A 19313-nucleotide genomic window follows, 5' to 3' on the forward strand; every position below is an offset into this window, starting at 1 on the left:
ATTTTATCTGTGAATGCTTGTTTTAAGTAGACAGTAAGCCAAAACAATATTAACAAGAAGGACTTAAGCTGTGGGATATTCGGCAAGCACATATTTCAGGTATTGACCTGTATAGGAATGGGGTACTTTAGCCACCTGTTCGGGTGTTCCTTCGGCAATGATTTCACCACCGCGATCGCCTCCTTCAGGCCCTAAGTCAATCACCCAGTCAGCACAGCGAATCACATCCAGATTGTGTTCGATCATCAAAACGCTATTTCCCTTGTCTACCAGGCGTTGCACGACATCGAGCAACTTATGCACATCGTAGAAACTCAGTCCAGTCGTAGGTTCGTCGATCAGATAGAGGGTTTTCCCAGTTGCCCTGCGAGCGAGTTCCGTGGCAAGTTTCACCCTTTGTGCCTCACCACCTGAGAGCGTCGGGGCAGGTTGACCGAGGCGAATATAGCCCAAACCTACATCTACCAGCATTCCTAATCGCGTATGGGCAAGGGGAATATTCTCAAAGAAGTGCATCGCTTCTTCGATCGTCATATCTAAGACATCAGCGATCGTTTTATCTTTGTACTTTACCTGTAGGGTTTCGCGGTTGTAACGAGCGCCCTTGCAAACATCGCAACGCACGTAAACATCGGGCAGGAAGTTCATCGAGATCACGTTCACGCCCTGACCGCTACAGGCTTCGCAGCGACCACCCTTGACATTAAACGAGAACTGCCCTGCTTTATAGCCGCGTGTTTTAGCAGCGGTAGTCAGCGCAAAGGTCTCGCGGATCACATCAAAGGTACCCGTATAGGTAGCAGAATTAGAGCGAGGCGTGCGCCCAATCGGAGACTGGTCGATCACGATAAATTTATCCAGCGATCGCAAGCCTGAGATTTCCTTCACTCCCGTAGGCAATGGAACCCTACGATTGAAATGATGTTCCAAATAGGTATGGAGGAGTTCGTTGATTAAAGTGGATTTACCCGAGCCAGATACGCCCGTGACACAGACCAACTTACCTAATGGAATTTTGACATCAATGTTTTTGAGATTATTGCGATGGGCGCCTTTAATTTCTAGCTGTTTACCATTCCCTTCGCGCCTGAGTTGGGGTGTGAGAATCTGCGATCGCCTTGCGAGGTAAGCCCCAGTAATCGAGTCGGGATGATTCTCAATGTCGGTAACATCCCCCTGAGCCACGATCTCCCCACCATGAATGCCTGCTCCAGGTCCAATATCTACCAGATGATCGGCGGCGCGGATCGTTTCTTCGTCATGTTCCACCACGATCAGGGTGTTACCCAAATCTCTTAGCTTAACTAAGGTTCCGAGCAAGCGAGAGTTATCTCTTTGATGTAAACCAATACTAGGTTCGTCGAGTACGTAGAGCACGCCCGTTAAGCCCGACCCGATCTGGGTCGCAAGGCGAATCCGTTGGGCTTCTCCGCCTGAGAGGCTCATGGTCGGACGATCTAGGGTGAGATAATCTAAGCCAACATCTAGCAAGAATTGCAATCTGGCTTTGATCTCTTTGAGAACTTGCTCGGCAATCTGTCGCGTCCGCGCATCCAATTGCAAATGATTCAACCGCTCTAAACAGGTTCCAATGGGAGCCGAAGTAAAATCCGTAATGCGATAGCCACCAATTCTTACAGACAATGCCTCTGGCTTCAGTCTCGTGCCATCACAGACACCGCAGGGCATATCAATCAGGAACTGTTCTAGTTTTTGTTGGAGCGATTCACCTGCCTCCGCATATTGCTGCTGCAACATGGCGATCGCTCCCTCAAAGCGCTTGTAATATCCTTGATTTTGGCTACCAAAGCGAGAGTCTGCCTTAATAAAAATTTTCTCGGTAGTTCCGTGCAAAACAATATCTTGCTGATTCGCGCTCAACTGTTCCCAAGGTGTTCCAATATCAAACCCTGCATATTCGCTAACGCTGACCAGCAAAGAGAGATAGTAGGTATGGCTTTTATCTGCCCAAGGTGCGATCGCGGCATAGACAGGTAATTTTGGGTCGGGAACGATTAGTTCGGGAGAGAAGGTCTTGGTACTACCCAAGCCATGACAGGCGGGACAGGCCCCATAGGGAGAGTTAAACGAAAACAAACGAGGTGACAACTCTTCCATGACCGCCCCATGTTCGGGACAGGCAAAGTTTTCTGAGAAGGTAATCAGGTTTGGGCTGTCAGGTTCTGTCTCTGCCTGTCCGTTTCCAGACACCTCTGTGGATGGGGTTCCTTTCTCTAGAATCTCAATCATAGCAATGCCCTCCGCCCGTTTCAGACAGGTACTGAGGGAATCCGTCAAACGTTCTTGGATGCCATCCTTGCGAATTAAGCGATCGACGACAATTTCAATATTATGGATTTTATTTTTGTCAAGCTCAATGTTATCGCCCAGTTCGCGCACCTCTCCATTAATTCGCACCCGTGCGAATCCTTCCGCCGCCAGCCCAGACAAAAGCTTTTTATGGGTTCCTTTTTTACCTCGAATTACGGGTGCTAGCAAATGGAACTTACTTTTATCGCCTAGTTCCATGATTTTGTCTACCATCTGGTCGATGGTTTGAGGTGCGATGTTGCGATCGCAGATGTGACAGTGCGGATCGCCCGCTCGACCAAACAGCAAGCGCAGATAGTCATAAATTTCGGTGACAGTCCCCACGGTCGATCGCGGATTATGAGAAGTAGACTTTTGATCGATTGAAATGGCAGGACTCAGCCCCTCGATGTAGTCCACATCAGGCTTTTCTACCTGACCGAGAAATTGACGCGCATAGGCACTGAGCGACTCGACATAACGTCTCTGACCCTCTGCAAAAATTGTGTCAAAAGCCAGAGATGATTTGCCTGAGCCAGAGACCCCCGTAAATACGATCAGCTTGTCTCGTGGGATGGTAAGGTCAATATTTTTTAGGTTGTGCTGTCTAGCACCCCTAATATGGATGTGAGTATGATCTGGCATAAGCTATAAGTATTGCCATATTCTACCCTGAAATTTAGATTGGGTGTACATTGTTCGCAGAAGCCTTCGCGCGATCGCGGCAAACCAATCATGGCAAAGTTGGTACTTGGTTATGGGCTCAGTTTCAATAAATCAATTTTTCCAAAAGTCTAGCTCGAGAAAGGCTTCGATTTCACGACTAAATTGCCAAGTTGTGGGAAATTTGTAGCTAGGATAATCTTTATTGACTCTTTTCATTGCCAATCTCCATGCTTCATCAAAAGACTTATGCCATCTAGACTTTAAGCTAGGGGATTGCAAAATTAAGATTTCTAGTTCTGTGCGTTGATTGCGAATGGTATTCACCCAACCGTCAAACTCTTGAGGCAGATCGATATACATCCGCTTGATTAAGTGCTCTAGTAAAACTGTTAATCGGCTGAGTAATTCTTTTCGCTGCGAAGCCCCCAAACTATCAATCTCCTCAATTAAGTTTTCCAAATCTAAGCTGTCAAAATCTCTAGCACGTAACTTTGCTGAGGTTTCATCAGTCCAAGCTAGAAAATCAGATTCGTACAACGAAGTTTTTTCAAAAACAGTTGGTATCATCGCCTTAAACTTTAGTTTTAGTTCAGATTGCTTTTAATAATTCTAAGACAATATTCAAGGAAATCTATACCGCACTATGACAGGCAATTTTCCTATATCACCTTTACTTTAATCGTTGAATTTGTTGTTCGCTGATGTTTGCCCATTGCGTGTTTTTTTGCTGGTTAAAGAACATTTTTGCTTGGATAAAAGACTGAATTGCCTCTTGCTTTTGACTTAATTTCGCTTGGGCGACGCCAAGGGTATAAAAAGCATCGGCATAGCCTTTTCTAAGTGCTGTGGCTTTTTGTAGCTCCACGATCGCCCGATCGGTATTTCCTTGCAGCAAGAAAGCTGCGCCTAGGTTGTAGTATGCCTCTGGATAGTTTGGATCGAGTTTGAGTGCCTGCTCGTAGAGGGCGATCGCCTTGGTCAAATCGCCTTTACCTTGCACGATCAATCCGAGGTTGTAATAGGATTCGGGGGACTGCGGATTGAGACGAATGGACTGCTGGAGGTTGGCGATCGCGCCGTTAAAATCTTTTTGTTCTTTGAGCGCTAGTCCGAGGTTGTAGTAGGCAATCGCCAGTTTGGGTTCGAGTTGAATAGCCCGTTTGAGCGAAGCGATCGCTTGGGGAACCTTGCCACCCTGTAACAGAGCCGCCCCTAAATTGCTATAGGCCATCGCAAATTTTGGATCGAGTCTTGCTGCCCGTTGAAAAGAGTAAATTGCCTGCTGCGTCTGTCCTGCTTGGGCTTGAGCAAGTCCTAAATTATAATGGGCAGCGGTCAAATTGGGATTGAGCTTAATTGCCGCTTGAAACGAAGCGATCGCTCCTTCTAAATTCCCCAATCGTACATAGGCATTTCCTCGTTCTAAAAGTTGATCGGGGGTTTCCGATGGTTTCTGGCTGATGATTTGACGATTCGCCGTGCGATCGTGGGGCTTTTGAGTTTCCGCTTGGGCAAGCGAAACTGAAAGCGGAGAAATCACCACCAAAGCTGCTAAAACTGAAAAAAACAGATAACTTTGCCTCATAGTTCCCTATAGTCCGAAAATTTGAGGGCAAAGTTCCCAGATTTTGGTTTTTTATTGTTTGCTTTGCGATTCATCACAAGACGATCCAAACCCCAAAATCTTGATTTCTAGCCCTAATCTATCTGCGAGCTAATCTACACCATTTCCTGAAAATTCAACAATTAACTTGAGGAATTTTTGGATTTAACCGCAATTTGTAGATTGAAATAGTGAATTTATAATCTTGGAATCCAACTCCCCATAAGGCTTTTAATCAGACTTTTTAACTGCAATGACTTGGGGATCGCGCTGATGCATACGAGCAGTCGAACAATAGCGCTTAAAATGTTAGGACTAGATTGAGAAAAGTGGCGACATGGAAGACAAATTAATGTTGATGATTCCCGGACCAACCCCTGTTCCCGAACAGGCGCTCTTGGCTCTGGCAAAATCACCGATCGGACACCGCAGTGGTGATTTTAGTAAAGTGATGGCAGATGTCACCGCAAAACTAAAATGGATTCATCAAACCGAAAATGATGTGCTGATTTTAACGGCAAGCGGCACTGGTGCAATGGAAGCCGCGATCGTGAACTTTTTGAGCAAAGGCGATCGCGTGCTCGTAGGCGACAATGGTAAATTTGGCGAACGCTGGGGCGATGTCTGCGATGCCTATGGAATCAATGCCGAGCGCGTCAAAGCCGAATGGGGCAAAGCTTTAGACCCTGAGGTATTTCGTGCCAAGCTAGAGGCAGATACCAACAAGGAAATTAAAGCCGTCATCATTACCCACAGCGAAACCTCAACAGGGGTGATGAACGACCTAGAAGCAATTAACAGCCATGTTAAAGCCCATGGCAAAGCCTTAATCATTGTGGATGCCGTCACCAGTTTGGGTGCAATGAACGTGCCGATTGATGCCTTGGGCTTGGATGTCGTGGCATCAGGTTCGCAAAAGGGCTATATGATCCCCCCCGGACTTGGCTTTGTTGCCGTTGGGCCTAAAGCTTGGGAAGCCTATAAAACCGCCAACCTGCCTCGCTACTATCTGGACTTGGGCAAGGCACGAAAGGATGCTGCCAAAAACTCTACGCCATTCACGACTTCGGTGAATATGGTGATAGCCCTGCAAGTCACACTCGGAATGATGCAAAAAGAAGGGCTGGAAAGCATCTTTGCGCGTCACCTGCGCCATCGCAATGCTGCCCGTGCAGCGGCAAAGGCTCTGGGATTGGGACTACTTGCCGATGATGCCAGTGCCAGCCATTCAATTACGGCGGTCGTACCCCCTGAAGGCTTGGATGCTGAGAAAATTCGCTCGGTAATCAAAAAGAATTTTGATATCGTCCTTGCAGGCGGACAGGATCACCTGTCTGGCAAAATATTCCGCATTGGGCATCTGGGCTTTGTCAGCGATCGCGATATTCTGACCGCGATTAGTGCGATCGAGGCAACCTTGCAACAACTAGGCTATACCGGGTTTACCCCCGGTGCAGGTGTTAAAGCTGCGATCGACAAGCTCAGCTAATCTCTGACCCTCCAGCCCCTTTGTAATTGTAGTAGGGGTAATTCATGAATTACCCCTACAAAGGGATACCCGATTGAGCAGGGCGATCGCAGTCTCGAAATCCAAGTAGTGATTGATGTATTCCCTTTCAAACGAATTATTTCCACTCAATAGAACTTGATATGATGACCGTTCTGCGAGCGGAATTTGCAAGTATTGTTGAGTTATGACAGATCCAAACGATATTTCTACAGAACTGGATAAGCTTCCACGCGATCGCTTGTTTCGGCTGATCGCAGAAAATGCCTCCGATCTAATTGCCGTGATCGATCCCCAGGGCTATCGCATCTATAACAGCCCTTCCTACAGTACCTTACTGGGTTACTCGGCTTCAGAACTTCAGGAAACATGGGCCTATGACAAAATTCACCCCGACGATCAAGCCAAGGTTTTAGAGGTGGCTCAGTCCACGCTTGCCACTGGCGTTGGCAAGGTCTTGGAATATCGCATGCAGCATAAAGATGGCTCTTGGCGCATTCTCGAATCTTCAGGTAGCGTGATTCGCGATCCCCAAGGTCAGGTGGAATATCTCATGATTGTGGCGCATGATATTACCGATCGCAAATGGGCGGAAGCAGCATTGCAACTTAGTGGGATGAGGCTGCGCAAGCAACAGCAAGCCCTTTTAGAACTGACAAAACATCGCGCCCTCCTCTATGACGATCTTAAAGCCACCCTGCGCGTCATCCTAGAAACCGCGACCCGCACGATCGAATGCGATCGCGTCAGCATTTGGCTCTATAAAAACAACCGCACCAAAATCTGGTGTCTCGACCTTTATCAAAGCAGTAACCGTTCCCATGCTTCGGGCGTAGAGCTAGAGAGAGAATTAGGCAAAGAGTTAGGAAGGGAAGCCGATCCCAAAAATGCCGACTTTATTGAAGCCATTCAGTTACTCATCCGACCAGAAGGGAATTTGTCTAGCGATCGCTTGCCTTTCATCCCAGATTACATAGATACCTCGATTACCCCAACACCAACCTTTAGAGAATCCGCCAGATTAGACATTCCCCTGAGGTTAGATGGGCAAAAAGTGGGCACGATCATCTACGAACATCCCGACCCGACGCGTGCCTACGCTCTAGAGGAACAAAACTTTGCCCACTCGATCGCGGATATTGTGTCGCTTAGCATCGAGCAATGGGAACGTCGCCGCACTGAAAAAGAACTGCGCACCAATGCCATCTCTGCCCATGCCCAAGCGCAACAACTGGAAACTGCCCTTGCCAATCTCAAACATACGCAGGCGCAGCTCATCCAAAACGAAAAAATGTCCAGCTTGGGGCAACTTGTAGCGGGCATTGCCCATGAGATCAACAACCCTGTAAATTTCATTCATGGCAATCTTAACCATGCCAGCCGCTATGTCCAGAGCCTTTTTGAGCTAATTACGCTTTACCAGAAACATTACCCCACACCTGAGCCAGAAATTCAGCAGGCAATGGCGCAGATCGATCTGGAGTTTTTGTTGAGCGACTTACCCAAAATGCTTGCCTCCATGCGTGGAGGAGCCGATCGGATTCGGCAGATTGTTTCGTCCTTAAGAAATTTCTCGCGATCGGATCATGATGGCAAAAAGCCCTTCGATATCCATGAAGGTATCGACAGCACCTTAATGATTTTGCAAAATCGCTTTAAACCCTACGGCGATCAAAAAGAGATTACGGTGATTAAGGAATATGGCAATTTACCCCAAGTGACTTGCCTCGCAGGGCAGATCAATCAAGTGTTTATGAATATTCTCAGTAATGCGATCGACGCGCTAGAGGAAAAGCAGAAACAGCAAGCGATCGCGTCTGAAAATCAAGAAATTCAAACCGAAGCCGAGCCCAGCACGATTACGATCCACACGGAGCTGCGATCGAACGTCTCCCATCCCTACGTTGTAATTCGGATTGCTAATAATGGCATCGCCATTCCTCAAGCAGCACAAAGCCGACTATTTGACCCCTTTTTTACCACCAAACCTGTCGGTCAAGGCACGGGCTTGGGGCTTTCGATCAGCTATCAGATCGTGGTTGAAAAACATCAGGGCAAGTTATATTTTCAGTCTGAGTCAAACAAAGGTACAGAATTTATCATTGAGTTGCCTGTTGGGTGAATGTTTCGCAATTAGAGAGCGCAGCACAACCTATAATTCATGTCAGTTTGGACTAAGCTGCAATCAGCGCGCAAATCGCTTTGAGAACTTGAAGTAATTGCAGCGATCGCTCAGAATTAATCAAGCTTAAATCTGGCAGTAATTGATAGATGGGTGAATTGCCCTGACTGAGATAGACAAACTGATAGGTGACTCCATTCGTCGTCAATCCCCATACCGTGGGTTGATTTTCTAAGCTTTTGTAGGCATAGGTAAGCAGTTGTGGCAACCCTGTTAATGCCGCAATTTCGCTATTTTTAGCCTCGATCACCAAAACCCAAAAAGCAGCCTCGGCTTTAGAGAGCGCTTTCTTAACAGCGAGAATATCCATCCTGCCCTTGATGGTCGTATCTAGATCGGTAATTTCGATTTCGGCTATATCTTCTTCCAAAGAAATTGCCAATGGTGATTTATAAAAACCAGCCAGCTTCATCAACGGCGCGATAACTAAAAACTTTACCTGCCCTTCAGAAACCTTGCCTTCAGCCAAATAATTGTCAAAATCTTCCTGAATTTGGGCAAGTTCTTGCCGCTCAAATTCCGTCAAAGGCTCTAAGCATAGTAATGAAGCAAACGATGGCGCGATCGCCTCTCGTTTGAACCCAAACAGACGTTGTACATCTCCCAACGTTAGGTTCTTTGCTTGTAATAATGTGGTCATGATCGTATTTCCAATTTAGCGTCGTACTTTAAATTTTGGCAATGGTTCAAACCTCATCATGCCTCCGCCAGCTCGAAACGATAATTTTCAATGACGGGATTGGCAAGTAATTGGTCGCAGGCTTGATGGAGCCGATCGCTTGCCTCAGACTCATCGGTAGCATCTAAAACCATTTCCACATACTTACCGATGCGGACAGACTCGACGTTGTAGCTCATTTGGGTCAGCGCAGATTGCACCGCAGTGCCAGCGGGATCGAGTACGGATGGTCGTAGGGTAACAAAAACTTTTGCCTTATATTTCATGGCCTTATATTTGATTAATGCGATCGCAGTCAACAGCGATAATCATATCAGTGGTCAGTAGTCAGGAATTATGTCAAACATTGCATATTGGGATTGTCATGCCGGAATTGCAGGGGATATGTGTTTGGGGGCACTGGTCAGTGCGGGGGTTCCCATCGATTACCTCAACCTAGTCATCGATCGCTTAGGGTTGAGTCAAAAAGTTAAGATCCGATCTGAGCTAGTGCTTCGCTGCGGTCAAGAGGCAACGAAGGTACATGTTGAGTTAATACCCGACGACAGTATGAATCCCGATCGCGAGGCGTTGCCAGAGGAATCAGCCCCACCAGAACCCGACCATTCCCACGATCGTGCCCACGAACACACCCATAAGCATTCTTCAGACCATGACCACGAGCATACCCACGATCGCTCGCAGGATCGCGATACTAGCCATGATGTCCACACCCATCATCGGCATTTACCAGAAATCGAAACCCTGATTCGACAGGCAAATTTACCGCTCAAGGTGGAATTTTGGAGTTTGCGTATCTTTCGGTGTTTGGCGATCGCGGAGGGCAAAGTGCATGGCATTGCCCCCGAGCAGGTGCATTTTCATGAGGTTGGGGCTTTGGATGCGATCGTCGATATTGTTTGCACTTGTGCGGGGTTAGATTGGCTGGGCATAGACCAGTTATTCTGTTCGGCATTGCCTACGGGCGGTGGGTTTGTGAAATGCGAACATGGTCGAATGCCCGTGCCTGCGCCTGCGGTTTTAAAGCTTTGGGAACTACATCAAGTCCCTGTATTTAGCAATGGCATTGAAAAGGAACTGGTGACGCCGACTGGCGCAGCGATCGCGGTTTCGCTTTGCGAGTCCTTTGGGAAGAGTCCCAATCTCAGAATCAAGAAAGTAGGCTTAGGCGCGGGTACGCGAGATTTAGAGATTCCCAATATTGTGCGTCTGTGGATTGGCGAAGGAGAGGATTCGCTCTCAGATGTACAGGAACGGGGGGAAAAGCATAAAGACAAAAAACACAAGCATAAACAGGATAAAAAAAAATCCTAGAAATCGGTTCCCAATCCTATGTAGCTCAATTTCCTCAGCAGCTTGAAGTCGTCACTGTCCTTGAAACCCAAGTAGACGATCTCAGCTCCCAAGTCGTTGCCTATGTGATGGAGCAATTGCTGCAAAAGGGGGCATTGGATGTCTTCACGCAAGCGATTGGTATGAAAAAATCTCGCACGGGGTTGTTATTAACTGCGATCTGCCCATGCGATCGCGCCCAAGTTTGCGAACAAGTTCTCTTTCGAGAAACCACAACCCTGGGGATTCGCCATCGCCTGCAAGAACGCACGATTTTACCGAGAGAAATTCGCTGGGTGGATACGGAATATGGGAGAGCAAGGGTAAAAATTACCCAACGTGGAGACATTTACACAGTTCACCCCGAGTATGAGGACTGCGCTCAACTGGCACGCCAGCACCAAGTTCCATTGCTGCGAGTCCAAAGAGTTGTCCAATTTGCAGGTGAGAATTTAATCGCAATATGAGCGTTCAAAACGAACCTCGTAGGTGACTCGCGATCGCAAGGTCTATTTAAAACCATTAGCGATCGCTTTATGAGCCCCCAATTCTCCTAAATTACCAAAGCTTTCATTTCGCTGACCGCTCGATCTAAACCAACGAGAACTGCCCGACTGATAATGCTGTGACCGATATTTAATTCCTCCATATTTGGGATTTGCGCTATGGGGCGCGTATTTGAGTAGGTTAAGCCATGCCCCGCATTGAGTCTTAAGCCCAGAGAAATGGCGATCGCACCGCCCTTTGTCAAAAATTCTAATTCTCGCTTTACCTCTTCCTCGTTGGTGGCATTGGCATAGGTTCCCGTATGCAACTCCACAAATTTTGCCCCAGTTTGAGCAGAGGCTTTGAGCTGATCGGGTTCGGCATCGACAAACAGGCTGACGGGAATACCTGCGGTTTGCAATTGCTGCACGATTTGCACCAAGCGATCGCCCTGCCCAATCACATCCAAGCCCCCCTCAGTCGTGATTTCTTCACGTTTTTCAGGCACGAGGGTGACATAGTCTGGCTTGATATCGAGGGCGATCGCTACCATTTCGGGTGTAGCAGCCATTTCTAAATTTAAATGCGTGCGCACGGTTTGGCGCAGTACGCGCACGTCCCGTTCTTGCATGTGGCGGCGGTCTTCACGTAAATGTACTGTAATTCCATCAGCACCCGCCAACTCAGCGAGTACGGCAGCAGCAACTGGATCTGGTTCTTCGCCTCGTCGCGCCTGACGGATTGTAGCGATATGGTCTATATTTACACCGAGCTTAGGCAATTTAGGTTCCTTAATTCAATTCTTCTATGAGTTTACCAATCAAAACCGCATCCTCAATGTTAGGGGATCAAAACCTTTAACTCCCAAGAATTAGATTTCCTCGATCTATACATGTTTAATCCGAACTCATACCCATTTTAATTGAATTTTCAACAGGTTGGGATAGGAATTCATCACTTTGCAAGGGTTTCAAAAATAGTATCGTAGGTTCTTGGAAGCTGGGAAAAATTGGCGATTTTGGAAGTGGAACATGGTTTTGCAGCGATGATCCCAAGCCTTTTGCTCATTTATTCTAGATGCGAAATGTCTACTAATCTTGTATATCAACAAAAGATTTTAAATCGGTTTTATAGTTCTATAATTATGAAGGTAGATTTAACGTTCATCTCAAAAGCAAAATCTAGCCAAGTAAAGATAGTCTTCTGAAATTTACTCTGAGATAACTCTAAGAGGTTTATATATACATATGGTAGCCACACCTACAATCCCAATTGCTGCAACCTCAATTAGTGCATACGGGCAAGCGAGATCGACGGTTCAGGGAACTCCACTCAGTGCAGAGGAACTCCGCAAAATTCACGCCTATTGGCAAGCTTCCTGTTACCTAGCCGTAGGAATGATTTATCTACGTGACAATCCTCTCCTTAATCTTCCATTAACCGAAGAACATGTTAAGAAACGTTTGCTGGGACACTGGGGATCGAGTCCAGGGCAGGCATTTATTTGGGTACATCTCAATCGTGCTATTAAAAAACACGATCTGGATATGATCTACCTGTCTGGGCCAGGTCATGGAGCCCCCGGTGTACTTGCCCCAATTTATTTGGAAGGGACTTATTCAGAAGTCTATCCCGATAAGAGTGAAGACACCGAGGGCATGCTGAAATTCTTTAAGCAATTCTCCTTCCCCGGTGGTATTGGTAGTCACTGCACTCCCGAAACCCCTGGTTCGGTGCATGAGGGTGGAGAACTAGGGTACAGCCTTTCCCATGGCTTTGGCACGGTTTTTGATATCCCCGATTTAATTAGTGCCGTGGTAGTAGGTGATGGTGAAGCAGAGACTGGCCCCCTCGCGACAGCATGGCATTCCAACAAGTTTTTAAACCCAATTCGAGATGGGGCAGTCCTACCGATCTTGCACTTGAATGGCTACAAGATTAATAACCCCACCATTCTCTCCCGTATTAGCCATGCGGATTTAGAGCATCTATTCATCGGCTATGGCTACCAACCCTACTTTGTGGAAGGTTCCGATCCAGAGAGCATGCACCAAGCGATGGCAGCTACCCTCGATCGCTGCGTTGCCGACATCAAACAAATTCGCGAAGAAGCTCGCAGGACAGGAGAGGCAAAACTGCCGCGCTACCCCATGATCGTGCTGCGTACCCCCAAGGGTTGGACTGGGCCCGAGTCAGTCGATGGACATAAGGTTGAGGGTTTTTGGCGATCGCATCAAGTACCCCTATCAGGAATCCACAACAATCCCCAACATTTACAAATGCTGGAACAATGGTTGCGCAGCTATAACCCCGAAACAGCTTTTGATGCTACGGGTAAGCTCGTACCAGAACTGAGAGACCTTGCCCCCAAAGGCGATCGGCGCATGAGTGCTAATCCAAAAGCCAATGGGGGTCTACTGCGAAAAGATCTGCGGATGCCAGACTTCCGTCAGTATGGTGTCGATATTTCTAAACCCGCTCAAATTGATGTGGAGAATACAAAACCCTTAGGTGTATTCTTGCGGGATGTCATGCAGTTGAACATGACGAATTTTCGAGTGTTTGGTCCCGATGAAAACACCTCGAACAAGCTTAATGCCATCTATGAAGTTAGCAAGAAGTTTTGGATTGCCGACTACTTGTCCGAAGATGCCGATGGCGGAGAATTATCCCCCAATGGTCGCGTTCTAGAAATGTTGAGCGAACATACGATTGAAGGTTGGCTGGAAGGATATTTGCTCACGGGACGACATGGTTTCTTTTCCACCTATGAATCTTTTGTGCATGTGATTGATTCCATGTTTAACCAACATGCGAAGTGGTTAGAAATCTGCAATCACATTCCTTGGCGTGCCGATATTGCCTCGCTGAACTGGTTAATTACCTCCACCGTATGGCGACAAGATCATAATGGTTTCACCCACCAAGATCCTGGTTTTTTAGATCTTGCCCTCAACAAGAGTCCAGATGTGGTTCGCATCTACTTACCGCCTGATGTTAATTCCCTGCTATCTGTGGCTGACCACTGCCTCAAGAGCAAAAACTACATCAATATTATCGTGGCAGATAAGCAACTGCACTTGCAGTTCCTGAGCATGGAAGCAGCGGTCGAGCATTGCACCAAAGGCATTGGTATTTGGGATTGGGCAAGCAACGATCAAGGTGTAGAGCCTGATGTAGTCCTAGCCACCGCAGGCGATATTCCAACGCTAGAGGCTTTAGCCGCCAATGCGATGCTGAGAGAGGAGTTTCCCGATCTCAAGATTCGGTTTATCAATGTGGTGGATTTATTTAAACTACAACCCGATACCGAGCATCCCCATGGTCTAAGCGATCGCGACTTTGACTCTTTATTCACGCTGGACAAGCCAATTATTTTCAACTTCCATGCCTATCCTTGGTTGATCCACCGCCTTACCTACCGTCGCACCAATCACGACAATATGCACGTACGTGGCTATAAGGAAAAAGGCAGCATCAATACCCCCTTGGAGTTGGCGATCAACAATCAAATCGATCGCTTTAGCATTGCCATGGATGCGATCGATCGCGTTCCCAAACTTAAAGTGGCTGGGGCTCATGCCAAAGAGAAGTTTAAAAATGCCCAGATTCAATGTCGTAACTACGCCTATGAATATGGCGAAGATCGACCTGACACTATTGACTTTAAGTGGCCTTACTAACTGATTTGTGGAAGTCTGGATCTCTTCCCTTAACCCCTTCTCCATGTCGGAGAAGGGGATCTGGAATTTATGCTTGCCTTGCAAGAGAAGATCGTGTTTAAGGACGATTTGCATGCTATCCGTCATGAATCTAGTTCGCAATGTTAAGCTAGAAAAAAGGTTGAAATCACAGTCGATTTTGAGTTGATTAGGAGACCTATGACACAAGTACATGCACCCAATTCATTAAATTCACAAACGCTCTACGATCGCGACTTTGCCGTATGGATTGAGACAACGGTGGCGCTTTTAAAAGCAAACCAGTTTCAGCAAATCGATCTAGAGAACCTAATTGAAGAAGTTGAAAGCATGGGCAAAAGTCAAAAAAGTGCGATTAGGAATAACTTAATTGTCGTGTTATTGCATCTACTCAAATGGCAATATCAACCCGAACGGCGATCGAAAAGTTGGAGATCCAGCATGATTGAGCATCGTCGGCGATTGCGCGACTATTTTCTAGATAGTCCTAGTCTAAGACGATATTTAGATGAGGTATTTGATAGGTGCTATGAAGATGCTTGTAAGCAAGCTGCTATTGAAACAGGACTAGATCTAAAAGTTTTCCCTAAAGAATCGCCGTTTACTCCCGATCAAAGCCTAGACTCAGAGTTTTTACCATAGGTAGAGTAATCCCAAATCGTTCGTTACTAAGTTAAGTCACTAATTTGTGGAGAAGGTTTGGTGAATTGCCCAATAGAACTGGATAAATATAAGCAGCAGATAGCCGAGCTATATATTGGAGTCAATACAAACTGAACGAGGGATTTGGAATGATATCACCATTTTTTATGCCTTTGGGCGAAAGGCGGTATAACGTTAAATCATGAAAATACTGGTAATGAATGCTGGCTCTAGCAGTCAAAAGAGTTGCCTCTATGAAGTAGTGGGCGATCGCATTTCCGAACCCCTATGGGAAGCCTCGATCGACTGGACGCGGCGTCAGGGCTTTGCTGAATTTGAAGTCAAAACGGCCACAGGGGCAGTTTTGGAAGAAGAAATTCCCATGCAGTCCCGTACTCAAGCGATCGCGCACCTCTTAGAAACCCTCTGGCAAGGAAAAACCAAAGTTATCGATCTGCCTGCGGAAGTTGATGTGGTGGGGCATCGCGTCGTACATGGAGGGCAAGATTATCGCGAGAGCGTTCGCGTGACAGCCGAAGTAAAAGCCGCGATCGCAGGCCTATTCGTGTTAGCGCCCGTACATAATCCTGCGAACTTAGAGGGCATTGAAGCGATCGAAAGCATTTTTGGGAAAGACATCCCGCAAATCGCCGTATTTGACACCGCTTTTCACAGTCATATTCCCGATGCAGCGGCGATCTATCCAGTCCCCTATGCATGGATAGATCTGGGGATTCGTCGCTATGGATTTCATGGGATCAGCCACCAATATTGCGCTCAGAGGGCTGCCCAAATCTTAGATCGCGATCTTAAAGACCTGCGATTGATTACCTGTCATTTAGGCAATGGTTGTTCGCTTGCCGCGATTCGCAACGGTCAAAGTATTGATACGACGATGGGATTCACGCCTTTAGAGGGGTTGATGATGGGTTCTCGCTCTGGTTCGATCGATCCCAGCATTTTAATTCACCTGATCCGACAGGAAGGTTACACCGCCGATCGCTTAGACAAAGAGTTGAATAAAGAATCTGGTTTGCTAGGAATCTCTGGGGTTTCAGCCGATCTGCGATCGGTTTTAGCCGCGATGGATACGGGCAATCCTAGAGCAAAACTTGCCCTAGATATCTACATCCATCGGCTGCGATCGTGCCTTGGTTCCATGCTCGTGAGCTTGGGTGGATTGGATGCTTTGGTATTTACAGCGGGTGTGGGTGAAAATTCGGCGATCGTGCGCGAACTTGCCTGTCAATCTCTGGAATTTTTGGGATTAAAACTCGATCTTGAGAAGAATCAAAATCGTCCTGTGAATCTAGATATTGCTACGGCTGATTCAACCGTCAGAATCCTAGTGATTCATACCCAAGAAGATTTAGCGATCGCGCAAGAATGCTGGCATCACTGTAGCTCTAGCTTCGCTGATTAACTTCTCAGACCTCATGGTTTCACTAGACCCATTGCGAATATTCCGTCGATCGGAATTCAGTTCGTTTAGAATTTGCGATCGCTCCATCTGGGAAGCCCTCAGAAGTTCGGCTACTTTTTTCGTTAATTGACGATTGATGCCATTTCCCAGAAAACCATACGCAGTGTGGAACTTAAATCCGAATCCATGATGAATTCACTTGAAATTGGTATTCCTTCTGAGGAGGCTTGGAGCGATCGGATGGAAGCAGTTCCGAAAAATGATTCTATACTGTAGCTGCCTCAAGATGGCGAGTCAGGGTATCGCTATATTCTTCGTAAGACTTGACTCCAACCATCGTTTCCACTAACTCACTTTGTTTAAAAAACATCACAGCAGGAATACTACGCAGACCAAAGCGTTTGGCAACAGGTTTATTGGTATCTAGATCGAGTTTAAATACCTTGGCGCGATCGCTATAGGCTTCTGCTAATCGATCGATAAATGGGCTAATTACTTTACAGGGACCACACCAAGTGGCTGTGCAGTCTACGACAAATAATGGCTCGGCAGCCAAAAGCGCATCAAATTCTGCTTCGTCTTTAATGAAGGTAGCGGCAGTCATATATTCTCTCCAGAAATCACCGTAAATGGGTTACTTAAAATAAAAATTCTTCTTGATTAGTTTTAATTGTGCAGTCAGAAAGAGGATAAGCGACACAAGTCAATACAAAACCTGCAGCGATTTGGCTGTCATCCAAAAATGCTTGATCGGATTGATCTACCTTGCCAGATACCACCTTACCCGCACAACTAGAACAGGATCCAGCACGGCAGGAAACAGGTAAGTCGATGCCTGCATCTTCAGCTGCCTCAAAAACAGTTTGGTTGTCGGGAACATCCAACGTGACATCAAGCCCTGAATCGTCGATCAGTTTGACCTTATATGTAGCCATAAAATTTTCCTGTAAAATATGAATAAAATGAACGAATTGTTTGATTGCGATCGCCAAAATATCTTGAAAGCCGTTTCCGAAAGAGATCTGAGAACTACTTCCAAAAGATCGACATCTTCGCTCTTGGTTGAGCTATGATGGCTAGAAGGTCACAAGATTAACACAGTGATGTCATCAAGCAACGCAAACGACCTAAATGCCTGGGAAAGGCTAGAGCGAGGCAGGCAAGCTAAGGCGGCTTCTGGTGGCTATGTGGGGCATGGCTCACCAGCTTTTGGACAGCGATCGGTAAATGGTGAGTTAGTAGACGATCCAGCAGAAACTGAGGTTATCGATCTGATTCGCCGGCATCACAAATCTGGAAAGTCCTTGCAAAAAATTGCAGATTGGCTCAACCAGCAGGGATACACCACAAAACGAGGGCAGTCTTGGCATCGCATTTCAGTTAAGCGCGTTCTAGATCGGCTCTATGGTAGAACCAGAAGAATCTCAGGGGTTACTTCCCAAACAGAGGATAGTCCAGAAGACATCGATCGAACTTCTGAAAATAATCAGATCGCTTGACCCATAGCCCCAAAATTATTAGCCCAAAACCATATTAAGCTCAAATAGTTACAAAGTTTAAGCTTTGCTTGATTTTTTGTAACATTTCTCTATTGTACACTGATGTCAGCTAAAACGTTGAATTACTAATTTTTTGTTGTGAGAAAGTTACATGTCTTTCCAAAGCCCTCTGACTGTATAACGAACTGTATAACGAATAAATGGTGTTTTATTGCATGGAGCTTGCGATCGCTTGGTAACCCAAACTATGCAATTTGATCATCCTTTAGATTGGGCACCAGATTTGGGTGAAGCGATCGAACGCCATCCCTTGATCGTGTCTCCAGAAACTTTATTGGTTGATGCGATCGCCCTGATTAGCCAAGCGCATCACCGCACCTGTTCGCTGATAGAGTCAGATCCTTGGTCAGATCTTCCTTCTAAAGTGGTGCTAGCTAGTTGCATTCTCGTCATGCAGGGACAAGAATTGCTTGGAATCTTTACTGAGAGAGATATTGTCCGCTTGACGGCTCAGTCGATCGACATGACAAATATGACAGTAGCAGAGGTGATGGTACACCCAATTATCACCCTTCCCGAGCGCTCGGTACAGGACATTTTTGCGGCGCTGTTTCTATTTCGACGCTATCAAATTCGCCATTTGCCCATCTTGGACGAGCGCGATCGCTTAGTTGGCGTCATTTCCCATGAAAGCATCCGTCGTGTTATGCGTCCAGCAAACCTCCTGAGATTTCGACGAGTTTCAGATGTGATGACCGCTGAAGTCATTCAAGCACCCTTAACTGCCCCGATCGTGCAACTGGCGCAACTCATGGCAAAGCACCGTGTGAGTTGTGTTGTAGTTACTCAAACCAATGGTGAAGAGCATAGCAAGCCCGTTGGCATTATCACCGAACGCGACATAGTCCAGTTTCAAGCCATGCAAATCGATCTGGTGAGAACTCAGGCTCAGACCGTTATGAGTACGCCTCTGTTTCTACTTAGCCCAGAGGACTCACTATGGACAGCGCATCAAGAAATGCAAAAAAGACGAGTGGGGCGTTTGGTCGTATCTTGGAATTGGGGCTTGGGTTTGGGCATTGTCACCCAAACCAGCTTGTTACGCGTTTTCGATCCGATGGAAATGTATGGTGTGATTGAGAATTTGCAACAAACGATTCAACAACTTCAAGCTGAGAAAGCCGAACGACTCAAAGCATCTCAAGCAGAAAATCCGAGCGATCGCCCCCCAAAGCCAAACCAAACTCCAGATCCCTTTTCTCCGAGTCCATAATCGGCGATCG

General features: G+C 46.7%; 17 protein-coding genes. 9 read left to right on the plus strand and 8 right to left on the minus strand.

Going from position 1 to position 19313, the window contains the following annotated elements:
* Positions 1 to 63: 63 nt before the first annotated feature.
* The 3 genes from uvrA to ACP2WE_RS08955 all read right to left on the minus strand — a co-directional run bounded on the left by uvrA (position 64) and on the right by ACP2WE_RS08955 (position 4561).
* A complete protein-coding gene (gene uvrA, locus ACP2WE_RS08945) occupies positions 64 to 2955 on the minus strand; it encodes an excinuclease ABC subunit UvrA (RefSeq protein WP_425215204.1) in 2892 nt (963 codons plus the stop codon).
* A gap of 132 nt (positions 2956 to 3087) precedes the next feature.
* Positions 3088 to 3543 (minus strand): DUF29 domain-containing protein, encoded by a 456-nt coding sequence (locus ACP2WE_RS08950; protein ID WP_425215205.1) that lies wholly within the window; start codon positions 3541 to 3543, stop codon positions 3088 to 3090.
* A 103-nt stretch (positions 3544 to 3646) separates the two neighbouring features.
* Positions 3647 to 4561 (minus strand): tetratricopeptide repeat protein, encoded by a 915-nt coding sequence (locus ACP2WE_RS08955; protein WP_425215206.1) that lies wholly within the window; start codon positions 4559 to 4561, stop codon positions 3647 to 3649.
* Positions 4562 to 4916: 355 nt separating this feature from the next.
* On the opposite strand from ACP2WE_RS08955, the gene ACP2WE_RS08960 reads away from it, so the two are divergent.
* Both ACP2WE_RS08960 and ACP2WE_RS08965 read left to right on the plus strand, forming a co-directional pair.
* Positions 4917 to 6068, plus strand: a complete 1152-nt coding sequence (locus tag ACP2WE_RS08960) for a pyridoxal-phosphate-dependent aminotransferase family protein (protein WP_425215207.1) — start codon at positions 4917 to 4919, stop codon at positions 6066 to 6068.
* A gap of 205 nt (positions 6069 to 6273) precedes the next feature.
* Positions 6274 to 8208: a PAS domain-containing sensor histidine kinase gene (locus tag ACP2WE_RS08965; RefSeq protein WP_425215208.1), complete on the plus strand. Its 1935-nt coding sequence runs from the start codon at positions 6274 to 6276 to the stop codon at positions 8206 to 8208.
* A gap of 52 nt (positions 8209 to 8260) precedes the next feature.
* On the opposite strand, the gene ACP2WE_RS08970 is transcribed toward ACP2WE_RS08965, so the two are convergent.
* Both ACP2WE_RS08970 and purS read right to left on the minus strand, forming a co-directional pair.
* Positions 8261 to 8908, minus strand: a complete 648-nt coding sequence (locus ACP2WE_RS08970) for a restriction endonuclease subunit R (protein WP_425215209.1) — start codon at positions 8906 to 8908, stop codon at positions 8261 to 8263.
* Between the two features lie 56 nt (positions 8909 to 8964).
* Positions 8965 to 9213 (minus strand): phosphoribosylformylglycinamidine synthase subunit PurS, encoded by a 249-nt coding sequence (purS, locus tag ACP2WE_RS08975; RefSeq protein ID WP_425215210.1) that lies wholly within the window; start codon positions 9211 to 9213, stop codon positions 8965 to 8967.
* Positions 9214 to 9283: 70 nt separating this feature from the next.
* On the opposite strand from purS, the gene larC reads away from it, so the two are divergent.
* Both larC and larC2 read left to right on the plus strand, forming a co-directional pair.
* Complete coding sequence (gene larC, locus ACP2WE_RS08980) at positions 9284 to 10261, plus strand: nickel pincer cofactor biosynthesis protein LarC (RefSeq protein ID WP_425215211.1); 978 nt, start codon at positions 9284 to 9286, stop codon at positions 10259 to 10261.
* Positions 10262 to 10263: 2 nt separating this feature from the next.
* Positions 10264 to 10746, plus strand: coding sequence for a nickel pincer cofactor biosynthesis protein LarC2 (gene larC2 / locus ACP2WE_RS08985; protein WP_425215273.1), 483 nt, complete (start codon positions 10264 to 10266; stop codon positions 10744 to 10746).
* Positions 10747 to 10832: 86 nt separating this feature from the next.
* Here larC2 and ACP2WE_RS08990 read toward each other — a convergent pair whose 3' ends face one another.
* Complete coding sequence (locus ACP2WE_RS08990; RefSeq protein ID WP_425215212.1) at positions 10833 to 11546, minus strand: pyridoxine 5'-phosphate synthase; 714 nt, start codon at positions 11544 to 11546, stop codon at positions 10833 to 10835.
* Positions 11547 to 12012: 466 nt separating this feature from the next.
* Between ACP2WE_RS08990 and ACP2WE_RS08995 the strand changes: the two genes are divergently transcribed.
* The 3 genes from ACP2WE_RS08995 (at position 12013) to ACP2WE_RS09005 (ending at position 16531) form a co-directional block, all read left to right on the plus strand.
* Entirely contained in the window at positions 12013 to 14448 is a 2436-nt protein-coding gene (locus ACP2WE_RS08995; RefSeq protein ID WP_425215213.1) for a phosphoketolase family protein, read from the plus strand.
* 198 nt (positions 14449 to 14646) lie between these two features.
* Positions 14647 to 15108 (plus strand): DUF29 domain-containing protein, encoded by a 462-nt coding sequence (locus ACP2WE_RS09000; RefSeq protein ID WP_425215214.1) that lies wholly within the window; start codon positions 14647 to 14649, stop codon positions 15106 to 15108.
* Between the two features lie 202 nt (positions 15109 to 15310).
* The gene (locus ACP2WE_RS09005) at positions 15311 to 16531 is read left to right on the plus strand and encodes an acetate kinase (protein ID WP_425215215.1); all 1221 of its coding nucleotides are present in this window, start codon (positions 15311 to 15313) and stop codon (positions 16529 to 16531) included.
* 265 nt (positions 16532 to 16796) lie between these two features.
* On the opposite strand, the gene ACP2WE_RS09010 is transcribed toward ACP2WE_RS09005, so the two are convergent.
* The gene (locus ACP2WE_RS09010; RefSeq protein WP_425215216.1) at positions 16797 to 17135 is read right to left on the minus strand and encodes a thioredoxin family protein; all 339 of its coding nucleotides are present in this window, start codon (positions 17133 to 17135) and stop codon (positions 16797 to 16799) included.
* Positions 17136 to 17169: 34 nt separating this feature from the next.
* Positions 17170 to 17466, minus strand: coding sequence for a 2Fe-2S iron-sulfur cluster-binding protein (locus tag ACP2WE_RS09015; protein WP_425215274.1), 297 nt, complete (start codon positions 17464 to 17466; stop codon positions 17170 to 17172).
* 168 nt (positions 17467 to 17634) lie between these two features.
* Between ACP2WE_RS09015 and ACP2WE_RS09020 the strand changes: the two genes are divergently transcribed.
* Both ACP2WE_RS09020 and ACP2WE_RS09025 read left to right on the plus strand, forming a co-directional pair.
* Positions 17635 to 18030, plus strand: coding sequence for a recombinase family protein (locus tag ACP2WE_RS09020; protein ID WP_425215217.1), 396 nt, complete (start codon positions 17635 to 17637; stop codon positions 18028 to 18030).
* 247 nt (positions 18031 to 18277) lie between these two features.
* A complete protein-coding gene (locus ACP2WE_RS09025; RefSeq protein WP_425215218.1) occupies positions 18278 to 19303 on the plus strand; it encodes a CBS domain-containing protein in 1026 nt (341 codons plus the stop codon).
* Positions 19304 to 19313: the final 10 nt, after the last annotated feature.

Source organism: Tumidithrix helvetica PCC 7403 (assembly GCF_965232925.1).
GTDB classification, from domain to species: domain Bacteria; phylum Cyanobacteriota; class Cyanobacteriia; order Pseudanabaenales; family Pseudanabaenaceae; genus Tumidithrix; species Tumidithrix helvetica.